Annotated in this window: 13 protein-coding genes; 8 read left to right on the forward strand and 5 right to left on the reverse strand. The window is 45.7% G+C overall.

Annotated elements, in window-relative coordinates; all coding sequences use genetic code 11:
- Window positions 1-23: 23 nt before the first annotated feature.
- Together queG and ruvC are read right to left on the reverse strand one after the other, a co-directional pair.
- Complete coding sequence (gene queG / locus HYN46_RS03945) at window positions 24-1,133, reverse strand: tRNA epoxyqueuosine(34) reductase QueG (RefSeq protein ID WP_114898193.1); 1,110 nt, start codon at window positions 1,131-1,133, stop codon at window positions 24-26.
- Between the two features lie 63 nt (window positions 1,134-1,196).
- Entirely contained in the window at window positions 1,197-1,736 is a 540-nt protein-coding gene (gene ruvC / locus HYN46_RS03950; protein WP_114898194.1) for a crossover junction endodeoxyribonuclease RuvC, read from the reverse strand.
- 167 nt (window positions 1,737-1,903) lie between these two features.
- On the opposite strand from ruvC, the gene HYN46_RS03955 reads away from it, so the two are divergent.
- Entirely contained in the window at window positions 1,904-2,470 is a 567-nt protein-coding gene (locus HYN46_RS03955) for an FxsA family protein (RefSeq protein WP_162818079.1), read from the forward strand.
- A gap of 64 nt (window positions 2,471-2,534) precedes the next feature.
- Here the strand turns inward: HYN46_RS03955 and crp are convergent, their stop codons facing one another.
- Window positions 2,535-3,206, reverse strand: a complete 672-nt coding sequence (crp, locus tag HYN46_RS03960; protein ID WP_114898196.1) for a cAMP-activated global transcriptional regulator CRP — start codon at window positions 3,204-3,206, stop codon at window positions 2,535-2,537.
- A gap of 341 nt (window positions 3,207-3,547) precedes the next feature.
- On the opposite strand from crp, the gene HYN46_RS03965 reads away from it, so the two are divergent.
- A complete protein-coding gene (locus tag HYN46_RS03965; RefSeq protein ID WP_114898197.1) occupies window positions 3,548-3,988 on the forward strand; it encodes an OsmC family protein in 441 nt (146 codons plus the stop codon).
- Window positions 3,989-4,004: 16 nt separating this feature from the next.
- Here HYN46_RS03965 and thiD read toward each other — a convergent pair whose 3' ends face one another.
- Window positions 4,005-4,790, reverse strand: a complete 786-nt coding sequence (gene thiD, locus HYN46_RS03970; RefSeq protein WP_114900589.1) for a bifunctional hydroxymethylpyrimidine kinase/phosphomethylpyrimidine kinase — start codon at window positions 4,788-4,790, stop codon at window positions 4,005-4,007.
- Between the two features lie 280 nt (window positions 4,791-5,070).
- On the opposite strand from thiD, the gene HYN46_RS03975 reads away from it, so the two are divergent.
- Window positions 5,071-7,155 carry a TonB-dependent receptor gene (locus HYN46_RS03975; protein WP_114898198.1) on the forward strand — a complete coding sequence of 695 codons (2,085 nt, stop codon included), beginning with the start codon at window positions 5,071-5,073 and terminating at the stop codon, window positions 7,153-7,155.
- A 91-nt stretch (window positions 7,156-7,246) separates the two neighbouring features.
- Here the strand turns inward: HYN46_RS03975 and HYN46_RS03980 are convergent, their stop codons facing one another.
- Complete coding sequence (locus HYN46_RS03980; RefSeq protein WP_114900590.1) at window positions 7,247-8,521, reverse strand: cytochrome-c peroxidase; 1,275 nt, start codon at window positions 8,519-8,521, stop codon at window positions 7,247-7,249.
- A gap of 319 nt (window positions 8,522-8,840) precedes the next feature.
- Here HYN46_RS03980 and acpA point away from each other — a divergent pair, with 319 nt between their 5' ends.
- The 5 genes from acpA (at window position 8,841) to HYN46_RS04005 (ending at window position 16,662) form a co-directional block, all read left to right on the forward strand.
- On the forward strand, window positions 8,841-10,532 hold the full coding sequence (acpA, locus tag HYN46_RS03985; RefSeq protein ID WP_114898199.1) for an acid phosphatase: 1,692 nt from the start codon (window positions 8,841-8,843) through the stop codon (window positions 10,530-10,532).
- A 272-nt stretch (window positions 10,533-10,804) separates the two neighbouring features.
- Complete coding sequence (locus tag HYN46_RS03990) at window positions 10,805-13,282, forward strand: TonB-dependent receptor (RefSeq protein WP_228254881.1); 2,478 nt, start codon at window positions 10,805-10,807, stop codon at window positions 13,280-13,282.
- 184 nt (window positions 13,283-13,466) lie between these two features.
- A complete protein-coding gene (locus tag HYN46_RS03995; RefSeq protein WP_114898200.1) occupies window positions 13,467-14,162 on the forward strand; it encodes a Fe2+-dependent dioxygenase in 696 nt (231 codons plus the stop codon).
- Between the two features lie 174 nt (window positions 14,163-14,336).
- Window positions 14,337-14,921 (forward strand): hypothetical protein, encoded by a 585-nt coding sequence (locus tag HYN46_RS04000; protein ID WP_114898201.1) that lies wholly within the window; start codon window positions 14,337-14,339, stop codon window positions 14,919-14,921.
- Window positions 14,914-16,662 (forward strand): hypothetical protein, encoded by a 1,749-nt coding sequence (locus HYN46_RS04005; protein WP_114898202.1) that lies wholly within the window; start codon window positions 14,914-14,916, stop codon window positions 16,660-16,662. The genes HYN46_RS04000 and HYN46_RS04005 overlap by 8 nt, the downstream gene beginning before the upstream one ends.
- Window positions 16,663-16,698 lie beyond the last annotated feature (36 nt).

The following is a 16,698-nucleotide window of genomic DNA, read 5'->3' on the forward strand; positions in this document are numbered from 1 at the left end:
TCTTTTTTATGCTCGTGATTTAGTTAATGCGTCACATCAATGCGTTTGGCTTTTTGTTTTTGTTCTTCAATAGCCCAAAGAATATGTTCATCGACAATGTCACCCAATTGACCTAAACGGGCATGGAGTGCGTTGAGGATGGTTGGGTCAGCAGGTGCATTACCCAGCCCGACAGCCACATTACGCATCAGATTGGCATAGCCTGTGCGCCGGAGTGGGCTTCCTTCGGTGAAGGATAAAAAGTCTTGCTCTGACCACTGCCACAAGTCGAGTAGGCTTAAACGGTCAAGCTGATGACGCGCCTGAAAATCAATTTCTGCAGAGAGTTTAGCAAAACTATTCCATGGACAAATCAACTGACAGTCATCGCAACCAAAGACACGATTGCCGATTCCATGGCGTAAATCAATCGGAATAATGCCTTTAAATTCAATCGTAAGGTAGGCAATGCAACGACGAGCATCTAAGCGATAAGGCGCAACGATGGCTTGAGTGGGGCAAATGTCGATACAGGCAGTGCATGAGCCACAATGGGCTGTTGCGGGGCTATCGAAAGGTAAATTGAGATCTGTTAACAGCTCACCCAGAAAAAAAAATGACCCCGCTTTTTTATTAATCAGGAGCGTATGCTTACCTGTCCAGCCGAGTCCACTGCGTTCAGCCAATGGTTTTTCTAAAATGGGCGCAGAGTCAGCAAATGGACGCCACTGGAAGGGTCCAATTTGTTCTTCTATGCGTAGGGCGAGTTGTTTGAGTCGTCCACGCACGACTTTATGATAGTCGCGTCCTTGTGCGTATCGGGAAACGATGGCTTGATTGGGAGCTTCAGGGACATAACGATGCGGTGGCGGTTCCGCGAGATAATTCATCTGTACGCATAGCACACTGGTCGTGCCTTCAAGTAATAAGCTAGCATCCCCGCGCTTTTCGATATTTTCAGCCAGATAGTGCATATCACCCGCAAAACCATCAGCCAGAAACTGCTTTAGAAAAGGTAACTGATCACTGACATTTGGAGAGGTAACCCCTAGATTAGCAAAACCCAGTGTCTTTGCTTCGTGCTGTATCCATGCTTTTAACGCAATAGGATTATCGCGGAGGTCGGGATTGCGAGGGAGTTTTGCGCGGGTCATGGGAGTGATCTTAAGCGTACTGTGTTGTCCAGCGTTCGAAAAAGGCAAGTCATTGCTGTTTAATCAACCGGGCAAGCGCCAGCGACCGCGACCACGAGACATGCCTGTACTTTGCAGCATCAGCATTTTGTTGTTACTACTCGCGGCATGGGCATGGCAGATGGCTGTCGCGAGTGCATCCGCCGCATCGGCTTGTGGGGTAATGCTTAAGTTGAGTAAGCGCATCACCATCATCTGGACTTGCTCTTTTTCAGCTGCGCCATAGCCGACGACAGAGAGTTTGATTTGACGGGCCGTGTATTCGGCCACGGAAAGATTCTTAACCACCACCGCTGTCATTGCGGCGCCTCGAGCCTGTCCAAGCTTAAGGGCAGAGTCTGGGTTGTTCGACATAAAGACTTGTTCGATTGCCGCTTCGGTTGGCTGGTAAAAATCCACTATACTGCTGATGCCTTCAAAAATGCGTTTTAAGCGTTCCGGCATGGTCGGTGTTTCTGTGCGTATCGTGCCGGCATCAATGAAAGTCAGCTTGCTGCCTTCCTTCTGAATGATGCCGTAACCCGTTAGGCGGGAGCCTGGGTCTATGCCGATAATCAATGACATACAGATTACCTAGTGAAATTTTAGAATTAGCCCATATATTGACATAACCATCAAGGTAAATCATCAAAGTCAGCAGATGATTCTTGGTCCTGCGTGATTATGGTACTGCGTTTAAGACGATATTGACGTAATTAGTTTTAGGTATGACCTTTTTTAGGAAGATGAGAATGAATAAAGTCCTCTTGTGGTTGCTGCTTTTGCCGCCCATTGAGATTTTTTTATGGATTTGGCTCGCGCATTTTGTCAGTGGCTGGTGGATTTTTTTGTGGACGGTTGCCGCATTCTTTATCGGCGTCACGTTGATGCGGACAAGTCTTGCCAGTGTGATGCCGCAGCTACGTGGTCAACAGGGTGGGGCGAATTTTCAGTTAGACCCAAGTACGGATCTTGCAGTCGCGTTATCACGTGCTTTAGCAGGTCTGTTGTTAGCGATCCCTGGTCTATTGTCTGACGTGTTTGCAGTTATTTTACTGCTGCCACCGATTCAGCGCTGGGTACAAAAAACCGTCGTGCAAGTATTGGCACGTCGTCAGCAGGCGATGATGGCACAAATGCAAAGTCAGGGTTTTGGTGGAGGTGTTTTTGGGGAAAGTCCGTTTGGAGACAGTCCTTTTTCATCAGGCGGTTTTGGCCAGCCTTCTCGCGGCACTGTTGTTGAAGGTGAGGCGCGAACCGTAGAACCCGCTACGGAGAAACCCAAACAGATTGGACCTGCATCAGCCAATGATGAGTGATGAGAAGATCTACTTGGACATATTGAACAGAGCCGCTCGTTGATCGAGCGGCATCCATGTTTAATTAAGCTTCAGTTCTGTAGATTAAAATCGTTTTACCATTGGTTTTAATCGTATGCTGGTCTTCCAGCGTTTTGAGTACGCGACCCACCATCTCACGTGAACATCCTACTAATTTACCAATCTCTTGACGGGTAATGTGGATTTGGGTGCCTTCAGTTTTTGGAATGGCGTCAGGTTGGGTTGACAGGTCCAGTAAGCAACGTGCAATACGTCCAGTCACATCCAAGACAGTCAGATCGGTGACTTTACGCGTCGTTTGTTTGAGACGAATCGATAATTGCGAGCAAATGTCGAATAGCAACTCAGGGTAGAGTTTGGTAAATGAGAGGAATTGATCATAACTGACTTCGACGATGTCACAGCGTGAACGCGTGCGAACGAGTGCGGTACGAGTCGGTTGTTTCTCGAAAAGACCCATTTCACCAAAGAAAGAACCTTCATTGAGATAGGCGAGAACAATGTCACGCTTACCGGACTCTTGACTAATGATCGCGACAGACCCTTTTACGATAAAGAACATAGATGATGAGGTATCACCCTTGTTCACAACCGTAGTTCTGGCGGCATACGTTTTGATTGGAATGTGATTGAGCAACGCATGCAATGACGGAGATAAATCCGCTGGTAGAGCCGGAGTATTACGCTTTTTCGTGGTGCTTGGAAAGTTGGTCATTTTGAAAAGTCACTAGATATGGAGAGGACAGGTTAGTGCCTCTGTGATTAATATCAGTTGATTAAAAAAGCGCGAATGGGAATACATACAGGAACCTGCACCAATAAAATGGTGTGGGGAGCTCTTATAAACATCATCCTTGTTCGGCCTTCAAGTATCATCCCTCTGTCTTTTAACGTAAACTGATTTCCTGATTTGACGCAATTTCTGAGCTGTTTTTTGCATCAATGCTGCACAAACAAATCGCTCTTGGCAAAATCATATTTGAGCCATGATTTTGAATCACAGTTTGCTCATGTATGATCAGTGCTTTTGTATTATAGACCATAGAAGGATGCAACATGCAAGCAAGTATTCAGTGGGTTGGAGGCGTTGCATTTGATGCAAAGTCGGAAAGTGGGCACCAGGTCACAATGGACGGTTCACCAGCCTACGGCGGTGAGAATCGAGGTGCCAGACCGATGGAATTAATTCTACTGGGCTTGGGTGGTTGTGCTGCTTTTGACATCGTGACGATCCTCAAAAAAGCACGTCAGGAGGTTACTGATGTCCGCTGTGAGCTTAAAGCGGAACGTGCAGATGAGATTCCAGCAGTATTCACCAAGATCCATTTACACTTTACTGTGGTCGGTCATGGTGTCAAAGACAAGCAAGTTGAAAAAGCTATTCATCTGTCTGCAGATAAATATTGTTCTGCCAGCCGTATGCTCAGCCAAGGCGGTGTTGAAATCACCCACAGTTTTGAGGTGGTTGAAGACGCTACGGCAGCGCAATCAGTTTAAATAAAATGGGCGTTTCTTAAAGAAATCGCATAGGAATGCGCTGACCTTCTGGGTGAGGGATATCTGCTTTAACCAAGGTGCGATGTAGCCATAGCTCAGCACGAGCAATGGCTTCTTGCAATGATTGACCTTTTGCGAGGCGCCCAGCAATGTTGCTGGCCAATGTGCAACCTGAGCCATGAAACTCTCCGTTGATTCTCGGCCAAACGGATTGTGTGATACAGACCGCTTTTCCCTCAGCTTCGCGTAAATATAGCCAGTGACGAATGCGATGTGCTTCGTGCTCATGTGCGCCTTTAACCAAAATTGCATGTGCGCCAAGCTTAAAAAGGACCTGAACGGCATCATCAATGTGTTGTTTCTGACTAAGCGTTCTTAATTCAACTGTATTCGGGGTGATCAGTGTGGCAAGCGGGATGAGCCTCTTGAAGGCAGCAACGAGTGTCGCAGGATCGCCTAAACTCCCCCCGCTATTCGCGACCAAAACTGGATCTAGTACATAAGGAATCTGTGGATTTTCTTCTAAAATTTTTGCCAGAACGGCAATATTCTCTGTGCTCCCGAGCATTCCGGATTTAATGGCGAGAACGGGTAAATCTGCCAACACTTTCCGTGCTTGCGCATCGAGAAGCTCGGAGCTGACCGTTTCAAATCCATAAACTTTTTGACTGTCTTGAATCGTCAAGGCTGTACAGACGATAGCCGCATGACTGCCAGCAGCGCCAATCGCTTCAATATCTGCTTGTAAGCCTGCACCGCCAGAAGGATCTAGACCCGAAAAGCACAGAGTCGTTGGGCGCATAGATTCTTTTACCTGCTGATTCATGAGGATATTCGATATCTTAAAAATGTTGTTAGAGATCAATATACCACTGTGATGGTTTGGTAGGGAATAGAGGGGCAATCTAGGAGATATTGTGCAGACTGTATTGAAGTTCTGTATTTTATGTAATAGTATAACATTTCTTTGGTAATTTGCTGAAAACCATTTTCTGCTTGTTTGATGTTGCTCATTGAAGTTATAGCTTGATCAAGCTGGCCCAGTTCTCCAATCCCCGTTGCAAAGATATAGAGATATTCCCATGCACTATAAAGTCCATCCGTTATCACTAGCCATTATGCTGGCTCTTGTTCCGCTCACTGCGAGCGCTGTAGATACGACAAATACCGATTCCGCTGTCTATGAAGATAGTCATGAAGGCACATTGCAGACCATTGTTGTAACTGCAAATCCATTGAAATCCAAACTCACCACATCACCTTCTACAGTTTTAGCTGGCCGAGAATTAGTGATTAATCGCGCAGGGACCTTAGGTGAGATGCTTAATGGATTGCCCGGTGTTTCAACAACAGGTTATGGCCCATGGGTCGCGCGTCCGATTATTCGCGGCATGGATGGTGACCGTATTCGCTTATTGCAGAATGGGGTGGGCATAGTTGATGCATCATCACTATCGTACGACCACGCGATCCCACAGAACACATTGACGATTAATAAGGTTGAAGTGGTACGTGGCCCCGCCGCGCTGATGTATGGGGGAAATGCGATTGGTGGAGTCGTGAATACTTTTGATAATCGAATTCCTGATCAACCTGTAGATGGCGTGCATGGCTCGGCTGAAACGAGTCTTGCCAGTTCAAACGATGATCGTAAGGGTGCCTTTACTGTAGAAGGTGGGCTGGGTAATTTTGCGCTGCATGCGGATGCATTTGCTGAAAAAAGTGGTGAACTGCGGATTCCAGATTTTGCACGCTCTGCACGTCAGCGTGCGTTAGATGCACCTGATGCAGAGCAACCTGAAAAGCGTTTGCCAAACAGTGATGGCCGAGCTCAAGGCGGATCACTCGGTGGGTCATATTTCTGGAATGATGGCTATGCAGGTCTATCTGTCTCTACTTTTGATTCAAACTATGGATCAGTCGCCGAAGAAGGCGTGCGTTTGAAAATGGACCAAACCAAGGTTGCTTTTGCATCAGAGATCAAAAATATCGACGGCCCAATCAATAATGTGAAAGTGAATCTGGCCTATACCGATTATGAGCATAAAGAAATTGAAGATGGTGCGGTGGGTACAACCTTTAAGAATGAAGGTTATGAAGGTCGTATCGAAGCACATCATGCCAAAATAGGACCTTTAGATGGTGTGTTTGGTCTGCAGTTTTCGGATACCAAGTTCTCAGCACTAGGCGATGAGGCATTGGTGCCAGAGACTGAGACTAAGTCAGCGGGTTTATTTTTTCTTGAAAACTGGGCAGTTAGTGCACCCTTGACGTTAAGTGCTGGCGGGCGAGTTGATTACACATCACTGTCTCCAGCAGGGGGGAGTAATCCACGTTTTATCGGTGCTGAAGATCGTGATTTTACTGCGGGTAGTGGATCGATTGGTGCGGTGTATAAGCTTAATCCATTCTGGTCAGTGACCGCAAATGGTAGCTACACAGAACGTACGCCGACTTTCTATGAGCTATATGCCAACGGTCCCCATGGTGCAACGGGTCAATATCTGGTTGGCAATCAAAATTTGCAGAAAGAAAAAGCGTTTTCTACCGATTTAGGTCTGTTGTTTGAAAACGGTCCGTATCGTGCGCATACCAGTGTGTATTACACCCGATTCCGCAATTATCTGGCAGAGCTCAATACCGGTAAATTCCGCAATGATGACGGCGATTTTGTAGAGCGGAATGATGACGGTGCTTTACCAGAAGCGATTTATAGCGGTGTTTCTGCTCAGTTCTATGGGGCTGAGTTTGAAGGGAAGGCACGCTTATGGCAGACGGATGTGAATGCCCAGCAAGTCAATGTCGATTTGCGGGGGGATTACACCCATGCTGAAAATCGTACCACAGGTCAAGCACTCCCGCGGATTTCGCCGCTACGCTTAAGCGCAGGGATTGATTATCACGTGAGTGACCTCGTGACCCGTGCTGAAGTGACGCATGCATGGGCGCAGAAGAGAGTTCCCGAAAATGATTTACCGACTGATGGCTATACCAGCTTTAATATGATTGCATCCTATCCATTCAAATTTAGTCAGCATGCATGGCTGGCTTATGTGCGTGCAGACAACATTACCAATGCCAACATCCGTTACGCCAGTTCGGTGCTACGTGATATTGCGCCTGAGGCAGGGCGGAGTGTGAAAGCTGGGTTACGCATATCGTTCTAAGCTGAATCGCACGATATCCATATCTCGCCGAATGTAGTCAACCGATTAATCAAAAAAAGAGACTTTGAAGTGAATTCAAAGTCTCTTTTTATTATTTGGTCGCTTTAACGACATAGCCGTCATTGAGCGTCTTTAAAAACACCACCATATCTCGAATCTCTTGATCATTCAGCGCAGGTTTATCTCCTGGTTTACGATTAAAAGGGCGGTCAAAATTGATATTAGCCTGATATTGCTTTGGTAAGTCATCAAACTTATGCACACTGCCGTCTTTGTTCTTCGGATACCATTTTGCAGGATTAGTATCCCGAGTGACATAAAATTCAATGACTTGTTCAAGAGTATTGAATTTTCCGTTGTGAAAGAAAGCTTTGCGTAAGGCTACGTTGCGCAAGCTGGGTGTGCGGAAGGTGCCACAATATTGTGGCTTATCTTTGAGGTCTTGACGCTCAGGGCCACAGGCTCCGAGATCAAAGTACTCAGGATTTTGATTCACCGTCAGTTGGTTGTTACGCGGGACGCCAATCGCAATTAAGCCAAAATCAGAGAATGCGGGGAAGCCACCAGTGTTGCTAATTCGGCTGACATGGCAGGATGCACAGTTACCTTTTTGCGGATCGTTAAACGCTGCAAGTCCGCGCTGCTCTTGTGCACTGAGTTTGATTTGTCCACGCAGAAAAGCATCATATTTGCTGTTATAGGGGTAGAACTCTTGTGGATCTTGCAGGAACATTTCCAGTGCCAGTGTAGTCCATTTAAAGGCTTTGCTATCATCATCTAAAGCATCAGATCCGAAAGTGTCGCGGAATTGTGCGGCATAGGGTGCTTGGCGTAATTTTGTTGCAACTGCTGCTTGGCTAGGGTTAGCCATCTCATTTTTTGCTAAGAGCGGCAAGGCTGATTGGGCGTGCAGAGTAGCGGCGCGTCCATCCCAGTCATGCCCACCAACGGCACCCTGATCAATGCTCTCATCAATATCCTCGTCAAAATGATGCTCGGTAAATGGCGGAACATTTTGTTGGTAGCGTAGCGAAGGTACAGCACGTGCGCCCATCAGTTTTAAATCTGCACCACCCATTTGCGTTGCGAGGCTATTAGGTGAGCCATAGGCAAACTTAGGGTCATGACAACTGGCACAGGACATCGTTCCGGAAGCGGAAAGACTCTTATCAAAGAAGATCTGACGACCTAGAGTCTGCATTTTTTTAAAATCAGGTTTAGCTTTCATCTGCATGGTGTAGACGTCATCTTGATCGACGTTACTTGCCTTGCTTGGCGCCAGATTCTCGGTTTTATTGGCGATCTGTTGTGTCGATGACGGTGTCTCTTTGGAACTTTGTTTATCGCTACAGGATATCAGACTCATGCTGACCAGACACAATATAGCAGTTGATGAGGCATTAAGTGAGATGGGCATAGCGGCATCATATCTAGAGCGGTTTAATCTCACAGATTATTTCAGAATTATTGCAGCAGAATGACAACGCTAAGAGATGCAGGGGAATAGGAACAGTGGTTTTACTTAAGAATAAAAGAGTTAGACCTCTAGGTAAAATTTTGTCGTCAAATTTAATATTTTTGTCACCAAACTGACATGCAAAGGGGAAAGAATAACCCAGTTAATTGATTCGCTCGATAGCCAAGCTGATCCCTCATCTTGCTCGCTAAGTATACGGAATAATTCTATGAATCCAGTTTATCGCTTACTCCCCATTGTTGTTTTAATGTCATCTATTTTCCTTGCCGGATGTGGTAGTGAAGATGATGCCAACGATGCTGTTCCAGCCGAAACACAAGTTACGACAGGTTTGCAATCCAATATTAAAAACGTGGTTGTGATTTATGCGGAAAACCGTGGTTTTGACAATATCTATGGTCTGTTCCCAGGAGCAGATGGTATCCCGGGCGTTAACCCAACGGCTGTGGGTAGCTATATCCCTCAGACTGATCGCGACGATGCAAATACGGTCTTCGGAAAGTTACCCAGAGTATGGGGTGGGGTCACTGCACCAGCACAATCTGTAACTATTGCGGAGGGTAATACGGCTTATCAGGATAACGTACCCTTCCAAATTGATTCACCAAAAGGTTTCCAAAATACTGGTACCGTAGTAGACCAAAGCGTTATCACGCGTGATCTGTATCATCGTTTCTATAACAATCAGATGCAGATCAATGGTGGTAAGAATGATAAGTTTGCAGCCTATGCCGATTCCGGTGGTTTGGTCATGGGTTACTACGATGGCAGTAAAATGGCATTGTGGAATCTGGCAAAACAGTATGTGCTTGCCGATAATTTTTTCCAAGGTGCCTTTGGTGGTTCGTTCTTAAATCATCAATATTTAATCTGTGCGTGTGCCCCTGTTTATCCAGCAACAGGTGCAGCGGTGACATCGGCATCTAACTCAATTTCTGTACTGAATAAAGATAGCAACGGTAATTACTTACCTGTATTGACTCAAAGTGCACAATCTTCTAAATCGGCACTAAATGATAATGGTGCACCAAAATTTGTGAATGATAGTGCGCTGACACCGCTGAATTATGCGGGCGATAATCTCTATCATGGTATCAATACCATGCAACCACCTTACCAACCAAGTGCTGTTGCCACTGCTGCCGGTGCAAATCCTGCAACTGCGGATTTGGGTAATAAAAGTACTTTATACCCACAAACAACCACAACCATTGGCGATTTACTGGATAAAAAGAATGTTTCTTGGGCTTGGTATGCTGGTGCATGGAATGCTGCAATCGCTGATGCACCAAATACAAAGCGTACTGTGATCGGTACTGGCAAAATTCAATTCCAAACACATCACCAACCATTTAACTACTTCTCAGAGTTTGACCCAACGCAGCCAACAACATTGGCATACCGTAATCAACATTTGAAAGACTTTGATGCCAGTTTCTTACAGGATGCTGCAGCAGGAACATTGCCGGCGGTTTCTTTCTACAAGCCACAAGGCAACTTAAATCAACATGCGGGTTATGCTAGTATTGCTGATGGTGATAAGCATATTGCTGATGTGGTTGCACAATTGCAAAAGAGCCCACAATGGAAAAACATGGCAATCGTGATCACTTACGATGAGAATGGCGGCTTCTGGGATCATAAAGCCGTGCCTAAAGGCGATGTCTGGGGTCCAGGTACACGTATTCCAGCAATCGTGATATCCCCATGGTCGAAGAAAGGCTTTGTTGATCATACACAGTATGACACTGCATCGATCCTACGCTTCATTACTCGTCGCTTTGGTCTCGATACTCTGCCAGGTTTGGCACAACGTGATGATGCACTTGTGAAAAATGGTGGCGTGAAGATGGGTGATTTGACAAAGGCATTTGACTTCAATCAAACACCAACGCCTTAATCAGGTGTAGGTCGATTTAAGAAAGCTTCATTCGTTTTTAAGCTGATAAAAAAAACGCGCATTTAATGCGCGTTTTTTTATTTTTGGTGTTATTTAACTTTAGTAAAGAGTATCGGTAGAATATTAATAATAATTGTTCACATATTGCAAATGAGAACTATTCCTGTTATTGTTAGTAACGTCTTGTAGCACTTTGTATCAATTCGTTCTTTTTGACTCAGGTTGATCGTGCTGGTTTTTCTATTTAAGAGTTTTGGTTTGGGGATAAGTTGATGATTTTACGCGCCACTCATAAGCATGATGTGATCTTTACCTATAAAAAAGTATCGACCGTGGCCTCGATGCTCGCGATGACTCTACCGAGCATGGCGATGGCAGCGGAGTCGCAAGAGTCTGTTTTACCAACGATTAAAGTGGAAGCAACTAAAGAAAAACCCGTATATCAAACCAAAAAAGTCCAATCTCCAAAGTATACCGAACCACTTCGCGATACCCCGCAGACCATTACCGTTGTCAATAAAAAAGCCATTGAAGATCAGAGCCTGTTGTCGCTACGTGAAATCCTCAGCACTGTTCCCGGTATTACCTTTGGTGCAGGTGAGGGTGGTGGTGGTTATGGTGACAAAATCAATATTCGCGGGTTCAATGCCAGCAATGACATTACCTTGGATGGCTTAAGAGAGAGTGCATTATTTTCACGCACAGATCCTTTTAATATCGAACAAATTGAAGTAGTGAAGGGGTCAAACTCCGCAGTTTCAGGTTCAGGTGCGGTCGGTGGTTCAGTCAATTTAGTCAGTAAAATGCCTGAAAATAAGAACTTCGTAGATCTGGGTGCAAGCTTAGGTACAGACCATTATTACCGGACGACTGTTGATGCTAATCAGAAGATTGACGACACCACTGCGGTTCGTTTAAATCTGATGGCGCACAAAAATGATGTGCCAGGACGTGATGTCGAAGAGTTAAAGCGTTGGGGTTTTGCACCTTCTATTACCTTTGGTCTAGGAACGCCTACGCGCTTCACGCTGAGCTATCTTTATCAAACTGATAATAATACACCGCAATATGGTGTGCCGTATTATAACGGTCGCCAAGTAGATGGTATTGATCCTGCTAACTATTATGGTTATGCCAATGTCGATAAACAAAAAAGTACAGTAAACGAAATCACAGCGCTATTTGAGCATGAATTCAATGATAGCCTGTCTGTGCGAAATATCACCCGTGCCGCAAAAGTTGAGCAATATACACTTGTCGATCCTCCGCAAGCAGCAGCTGGCGGACTATGTCTAGCGAATGGATTGGCACCATCGGGCTGGAGTCAGACTGCAAGTGCTACAGGCGTGATTACCACAAATATGTCAGGCTACCAGAGCTGTGCCAAAGGGGTGACACCTGGGACGTATGTTCCTTCTGGCCCACGTGGAAACGTCCGTGATACCGTCAATAAACTGCTCACCAATCAGACTGATGTGACTTGGAAGTTTAATACGGCTGAGATTGAACATACCTTGGTGACCGGACTATCGTTGTCTCATGAGTCTTTTGACTTAAGTACGGGGAACTCATTCCGTAATGCGGGCGGTGCGTTACCAAATCCGGTATTACCGAATATCAATGTCTATGCGCCGGACACGGATTACACCGGGCCATTGAACTATATTCAAACATCGACGACTTCCGGTACCTTAGACAATCAGGCGGTTTATGCATTTGATACCCTCAAATTTAATGAACATTGGTTAGCGAACGTCGGTGTGCGTTATGACCATAGCGAAGGAGAGTCGACAGCTCTTACGTATGCGACCCCTGCGACAGGTGGTGCAATTACTGCAATATCGCCTTTGAAAGACAAAGCCAACACATGGTCTTATAAAGCCGGTCTGGTTTATAAGCCAATCGAAACTGCAAGCTTCTATGTATCGTATGGCAACTCTAAAACGCCTTCAGATGCTACGGTCACTGGCACAGCGTGTACCATCACGGCAGCTTCAGCCACGACTGCTGCATCATCAACATGTAATGTCAAACCAGAAACCGCAGTCACCTATGAAATTGGTACCAAATGGGATGTGCTAGACAGCAAGCTGTCACTGACAGCGGCACTGTTTGATACGGAGCGCAGTAATTACAAGGTGGCTGACCCTGCTAACCCAGATAACCCAACAGGAACACAAACACTGGACGGTAGCGCACGCGTTCGTGGTTTGGAGCTGGGCGCAGCGGGATTAATTACCCATAACTGGTCGGTCTTTGCAAACTTGACCGCGCAGCGCAGCAAAGTTTTGCAAGGGGCTTCTGATTTTGTTGCGGCAGGCGGTGTTAACGGCACTCAAGGCGATTTCACCAAAGGTGATCCTCTGCTTAATGTTCCAGAGCTTGCAGCGAGTGTATGGACGACCTATGACGTAACCCGTAAATTGCAGTTAGGCTATGGCGTGACCTATACAGGCCCAATGTACCTGACTCAACATGCGGGGATCTTGGTCGATGGCACAGGTGTTGTGGTAAACGGTAAACTGGTGCCAGCAGCCTATGCGGGTCAGACCACCATTCCGCTTGTACAGTCACAAAGTATTGTCATGCATAACCTTGCTGTAACGTATAAGTTTAATCGTCAGTTGAGCGCGCAGATCAATGTGAAGAATATTTTTGATAAAGAATATTACACAGCGATTCGTAACAATGGCTGGGCGGTTCCGGGTGATGGTCGCTCAGCGGTATTGAACCTGACGTATCATTTCTAATCAGCAGCGCGGCAAAGATACCATTTGCTTAGCGGTCACGATTTAACATGACGATGACATTCAATTAACATCAGTTTTGCTCAAGCAAAGCTGATGTTTTTTTTCGAAATAGATCAATGAAATGTGTTAAAAGTAAATTTATAACGGATCAATGCTTTGCAGATACAGCAAGAGAGAGTTCTTTATGTTGCTACAAATCCCCAATGTATTAAGCCCTGAGCAGGTCCAAGCTTGCCGAACTGCACTGATACAAACCGAATGGGCTGATGGCAAGATTACGGCGGGCTATCAGTCTGGAAAAGCAAAACATAATCTTCAACTCTCAGAGGATAATCCCATCGCACGTGAGTGGTCTGCCCTGATTCTTAAAGCGCTTGAGCAACACCAGTTGTTTATTGCTGCGGCCTTACCGCTCAAGATATTTCCGCCACTTTTTAATTGTTATCAAGGAGGTGGTCATTTTGGTCTTCATGTCGATAATGCTATTCGCGATATCCGCGCGGAGGGTTTTGGTCCTGTAGTAGATCGGGTGCGTACCGATATTTCTGCGACTTTGTTTTTAAGTGAGCCTGAGGAATATGAGGGTGGGGAACTCTTGATCGAAGATACTTATGGGGCAAAGAGTGTCAAATTACCAGCAGGGCATATGATTCTTTATCCTTCAACCAGTTTGCATAAAGTGAATCCTGTCACTCAAGGTGCACGCATTGCATCCTTTTTTTGGATTCAAAGTTTAGTGCGGGATGATGCACAGCGCACTGTTTTATTCGATCTTGATCAGTCGATACAGCATCTTACTTTGGCTACACCTGATCATCCATCCCTCGTCCAATTGACAGGTGTTTATCATAATTTGCTAAGAATGTGGTCGAATGCGTAAAAAATGTGATTTAAGTCACTAAAATGTAAAAAGATATGTGTCACAGGGAGTCTGGTTATACTTTTTTGATTAAAATCAATAGCGCAAAAATAAAATATTCTCTATTTAAGGCTTTGACTTCCCCCCGCTTTTTGTGTCCTAATCCGTTGTAGGAATAATAAAATTGTAGATGACATGATTCAGCCTCTCAAGTCTCGCCTATCTCATTGGTTTTTAAGTATAGTGCGTTCAAGTCTGGCTTTTTCTAGTTTACAACGGCATGGAGCCCTCGTTGTTGCACTTGCTTTACACGCCACGTGTAATCCAGTGTTTGCAGATGACGCTTTACCATCCCCGAGTAATCTTGAAGACGCCAAGTCAGATGTACTGCAGCTTGATCGCGATTTAGCGCATCTCAAGCAGCGTATGCTGCTGCCTGAACGTACCGTACTCTTATTTGGTTTAACGCCACGTAGCCAGCTCAGTGTGCAAAGTGTGCAAATCAGTATTGATGGTAAGGCACTGCCAATTCGTCAGTATGATCAGAGTTCTTTGGCTGCTTTACTCAAAGGCGGTATGGATACCGTGATGGATGCAAACTTGAAAACAGGCATTCATATGATCGATATTGAGGTTGTGCAAACGAATCGCCCTAAGCTAACTCAGCGTATTGAGTTTACAAAGACCATCTCTAAAGATATTTTGGCAGTGCAATTGCTTGAGCACCCTGGAGTGGGTGAGCGTCCGCTTCGCTTGGTTGAATGGAGTCAGCATGATTAAACGCAATACGGCTCTTGCTTCTAGATCTACATTCTTGTCTGTCGATATTCAGCCAAAATCGCTTTTAAAGACTACCCAGCTTCTGACCGCTTTGGTCTTGGCGAGTTTCAGTATTGCGCATGCAACTCCTTTAGAGATTCGTCGTGATGCACGCGAGCCTGGGTTTGCTCAGGTCATGTATGCCTATTATCAAGATAAACCCTATGAAGCTTTGACCACGCTGCTTGCCAATCGTCAATTGGCCTTTAATGCGGCAGGGACAGGCAATGTCCTACTCAGTAATTTATATACCCGTTACGGACTCCCTCGTGAGGCGGAGGCCGCTCTAACTCGGGCAGGTTTTAGCGATGTGACCGCAGGAAATCGCAACGATCCGTGGCTGAGCTATGGCAAATTGGTCTATCAGACGGGTCAGGATTCGTTAGCACTGAATTTTTTACGTGACCCACCAGCATTGTTATCTCCGAAGCAGGAAAGCGAGCGTATGGTCATGGTGACCAATATTCTGGCAAGAACCGAACGGGCTGACGAAGCCGTTGCGGTTTTACAGAGTTTTGAAACACCTATTTATTACTATCGTAAACTGGCACGCTATAACCTTGCGCTATCGCTGCTCACCAGAAAAAAGACAGAATCAGCGCGCCCAGTCAGTGACGAAGATAAGCAACACGAGTTACTGGCGACACGGATCTTAGAAGATCTGATGTTGGATAAGATTCCACCCTTGAAGCCGATCATCAAGGTTGATGAGCGTGGTCGCACGAAAGACATTAGTCTGGGTGACAAAGACGGGGATGGCAAAGGTCTGTTTAGCTGGTTCCGTGGTAAAAGTGACAGTGCTACGCGTCAGAATAGCTTGATTGAGAATCGTGAGATCGGCAATGCATCAACTTTTACCAAAAGTGCCTTAATCGGCGGTGATGTCAAAGATGATTCAATCACGCCACGTGATCTCTCAAATCTGAATGATAAAATTGCATTATCGCTGGCTTATCTACGCTTGATCCGTAATGAGCCTGAGCTTGCAAAATCTGCCTTGCGTGGCGTACAGCTCGATAGCCCTTATAGTAATCAAGCCTTGCTAACCAGTGCCCATATTTATTATCGGTTGAATGATTTTAAGCGCAGTTATAACTTTTCCAATGAATTGACCAAGCGAAATGCAGCCGATCCATTGGTTCAGGAAGGTTGGTTGTTATCTGCAAGTGCGCTGGAAGAACAGCATGATCCAAATGCCTTGGATCGCTATCGTGCGGCGATTCAGATTTATAAAGAGCAAACGGCAGCTATTAGCCAGTTTGATCGTGATCTTGAAAAGCTGGATGTCCTACGCTTATTCCCTGTTGAGGCATTAGATCCCATTTTATTAGGATTACCACAAATCCCTCAGACGCCTCAGGCGGGCCTTTGGGCGCAGTTGCTGGAACGCAGCGAAATATTGGCGATATTGCAACAAGTTCAGCAAACGCAATTACTGGAAAGCAAGTTAGCAGGCTATGACAAGCAGCTATCAGTACTTGAAGCCGTAAATACCAGTAATAAAGATGATCGAACCGATCTTAAAGCAACACGTGTACTGCTTGAAAAAGTGAAAAGTGATTTTCAGAAATCGGAAGCCCAAGATCGTAAGGCGTTGCTTGCTCAGATTCGTGTGTCGTTGAAGCAAAAGCAATTCCAATTGGATCACTACTTGACCGAATCGTTGCTTGGATTGCAGCGGGTTGGTGGCAGCAAACGCTAGGATTGGTAGAGGTTTCTCTCTGCTGATTTTAGCCAG

This window comes from Aquirhabdus parva (genome assembly GCF_003351745.1).
Classification (GTDB): Bacteria; Pseudomonadota; Gammaproteobacteria; order Pseudomonadales; family Moraxellaceae; genus Aquirhabdus; species Aquirhabdus parva.

Excerpts from the sequence above, each read along its gene's own strand:
- HYN46_RS03980 (WP_114900590.1), bottom strand. The coding sequence starts at position 8,521 with ATGAGTCTGATATCCTGTAGCGATAAACAAAGTTCCAAAGAGACACCG.
- HYN46_RS03955 (WP_162818079.1), top strand. The coding sequence starts at position 1,904 with ATGAATAAAGTCCTCTTGTGGTTGCTGCTTTTGCCGCCCATTGAGATT.
- HYN46_RS04005 (WP_114898202.1), top strand. The coding sequence starts at position 14,914 with ATGATTAAACGCAATACGGCTCTTGCTTCTAGATCTACATTCTTGTCT.
- HYN46_RS03965 (WP_114898197.1), top strand. The coding sequence starts at position 3,548 with ATGCAAGCAAGTATTCAGTGGGTTGGAGGCGTTGCATTTGATGCAAAG.
- acpA (WP_114898199.1), top strand. The coding sequence starts at position 8,841 with ATGAATCCAGTTTATCGCTTACTCCCCATTGTTGTTTTAATGTCATCT.
- HYN46_RS04000 (WP_114898201.1), top strand. The coding sequence starts at position 14,337 with ATGATTCAGCCTCTCAAGTCTCGCCTATCTCATTGGTTTTTAAGTATA.
- thiD (WP_114900589.1), bottom strand. The coding sequence starts at position 4,790 with ATGCGCCCAACGACTCTGTGCTTTTCGGGTCTAGATCCTTCTGGCGGT.
- HYN46_RS03975 (WP_114898198.1), top strand. The coding sequence starts at position 5,071 with ATGCACTATAAAGTCCATCCGTTATCACTAGCCATTATGCTGGCTCTT.
- ruvC (WP_114898194.1), bottom strand. The coding sequence starts at position 1,736 with ATGTCATTGATTATCGGCATAGACCCAGGCTCCCGCCTAACGGGTTAC.
- HYN46_RS03990 (WP_228254881.1), top strand. The coding sequence starts at position 10,805 with ATGATTTTACGCGCCACTCATAAGCATGATGTGATCTTTACCTATAAA.
- HYN46_RS03995 (WP_114898200.1), top strand. The coding sequence starts at position 13,467 with ATGTTGCTACAAATCCCCAATGTATTAAGCCCTGAGCAGGTCCAAGCT.
- queG (WP_114898193.1), bottom strand. The coding sequence starts at position 1,133 with ATGACCCGCGCAAAACTCCCTCGCAATCCCGACCTCCGCGATAATCCT.
- crp (WP_114898196.1), bottom strand. The coding sequence starts at position 3,206 with ATGACCAACTTTCCAAGCACCACGAAAAAGCGTAATACTCCGGCTCTA.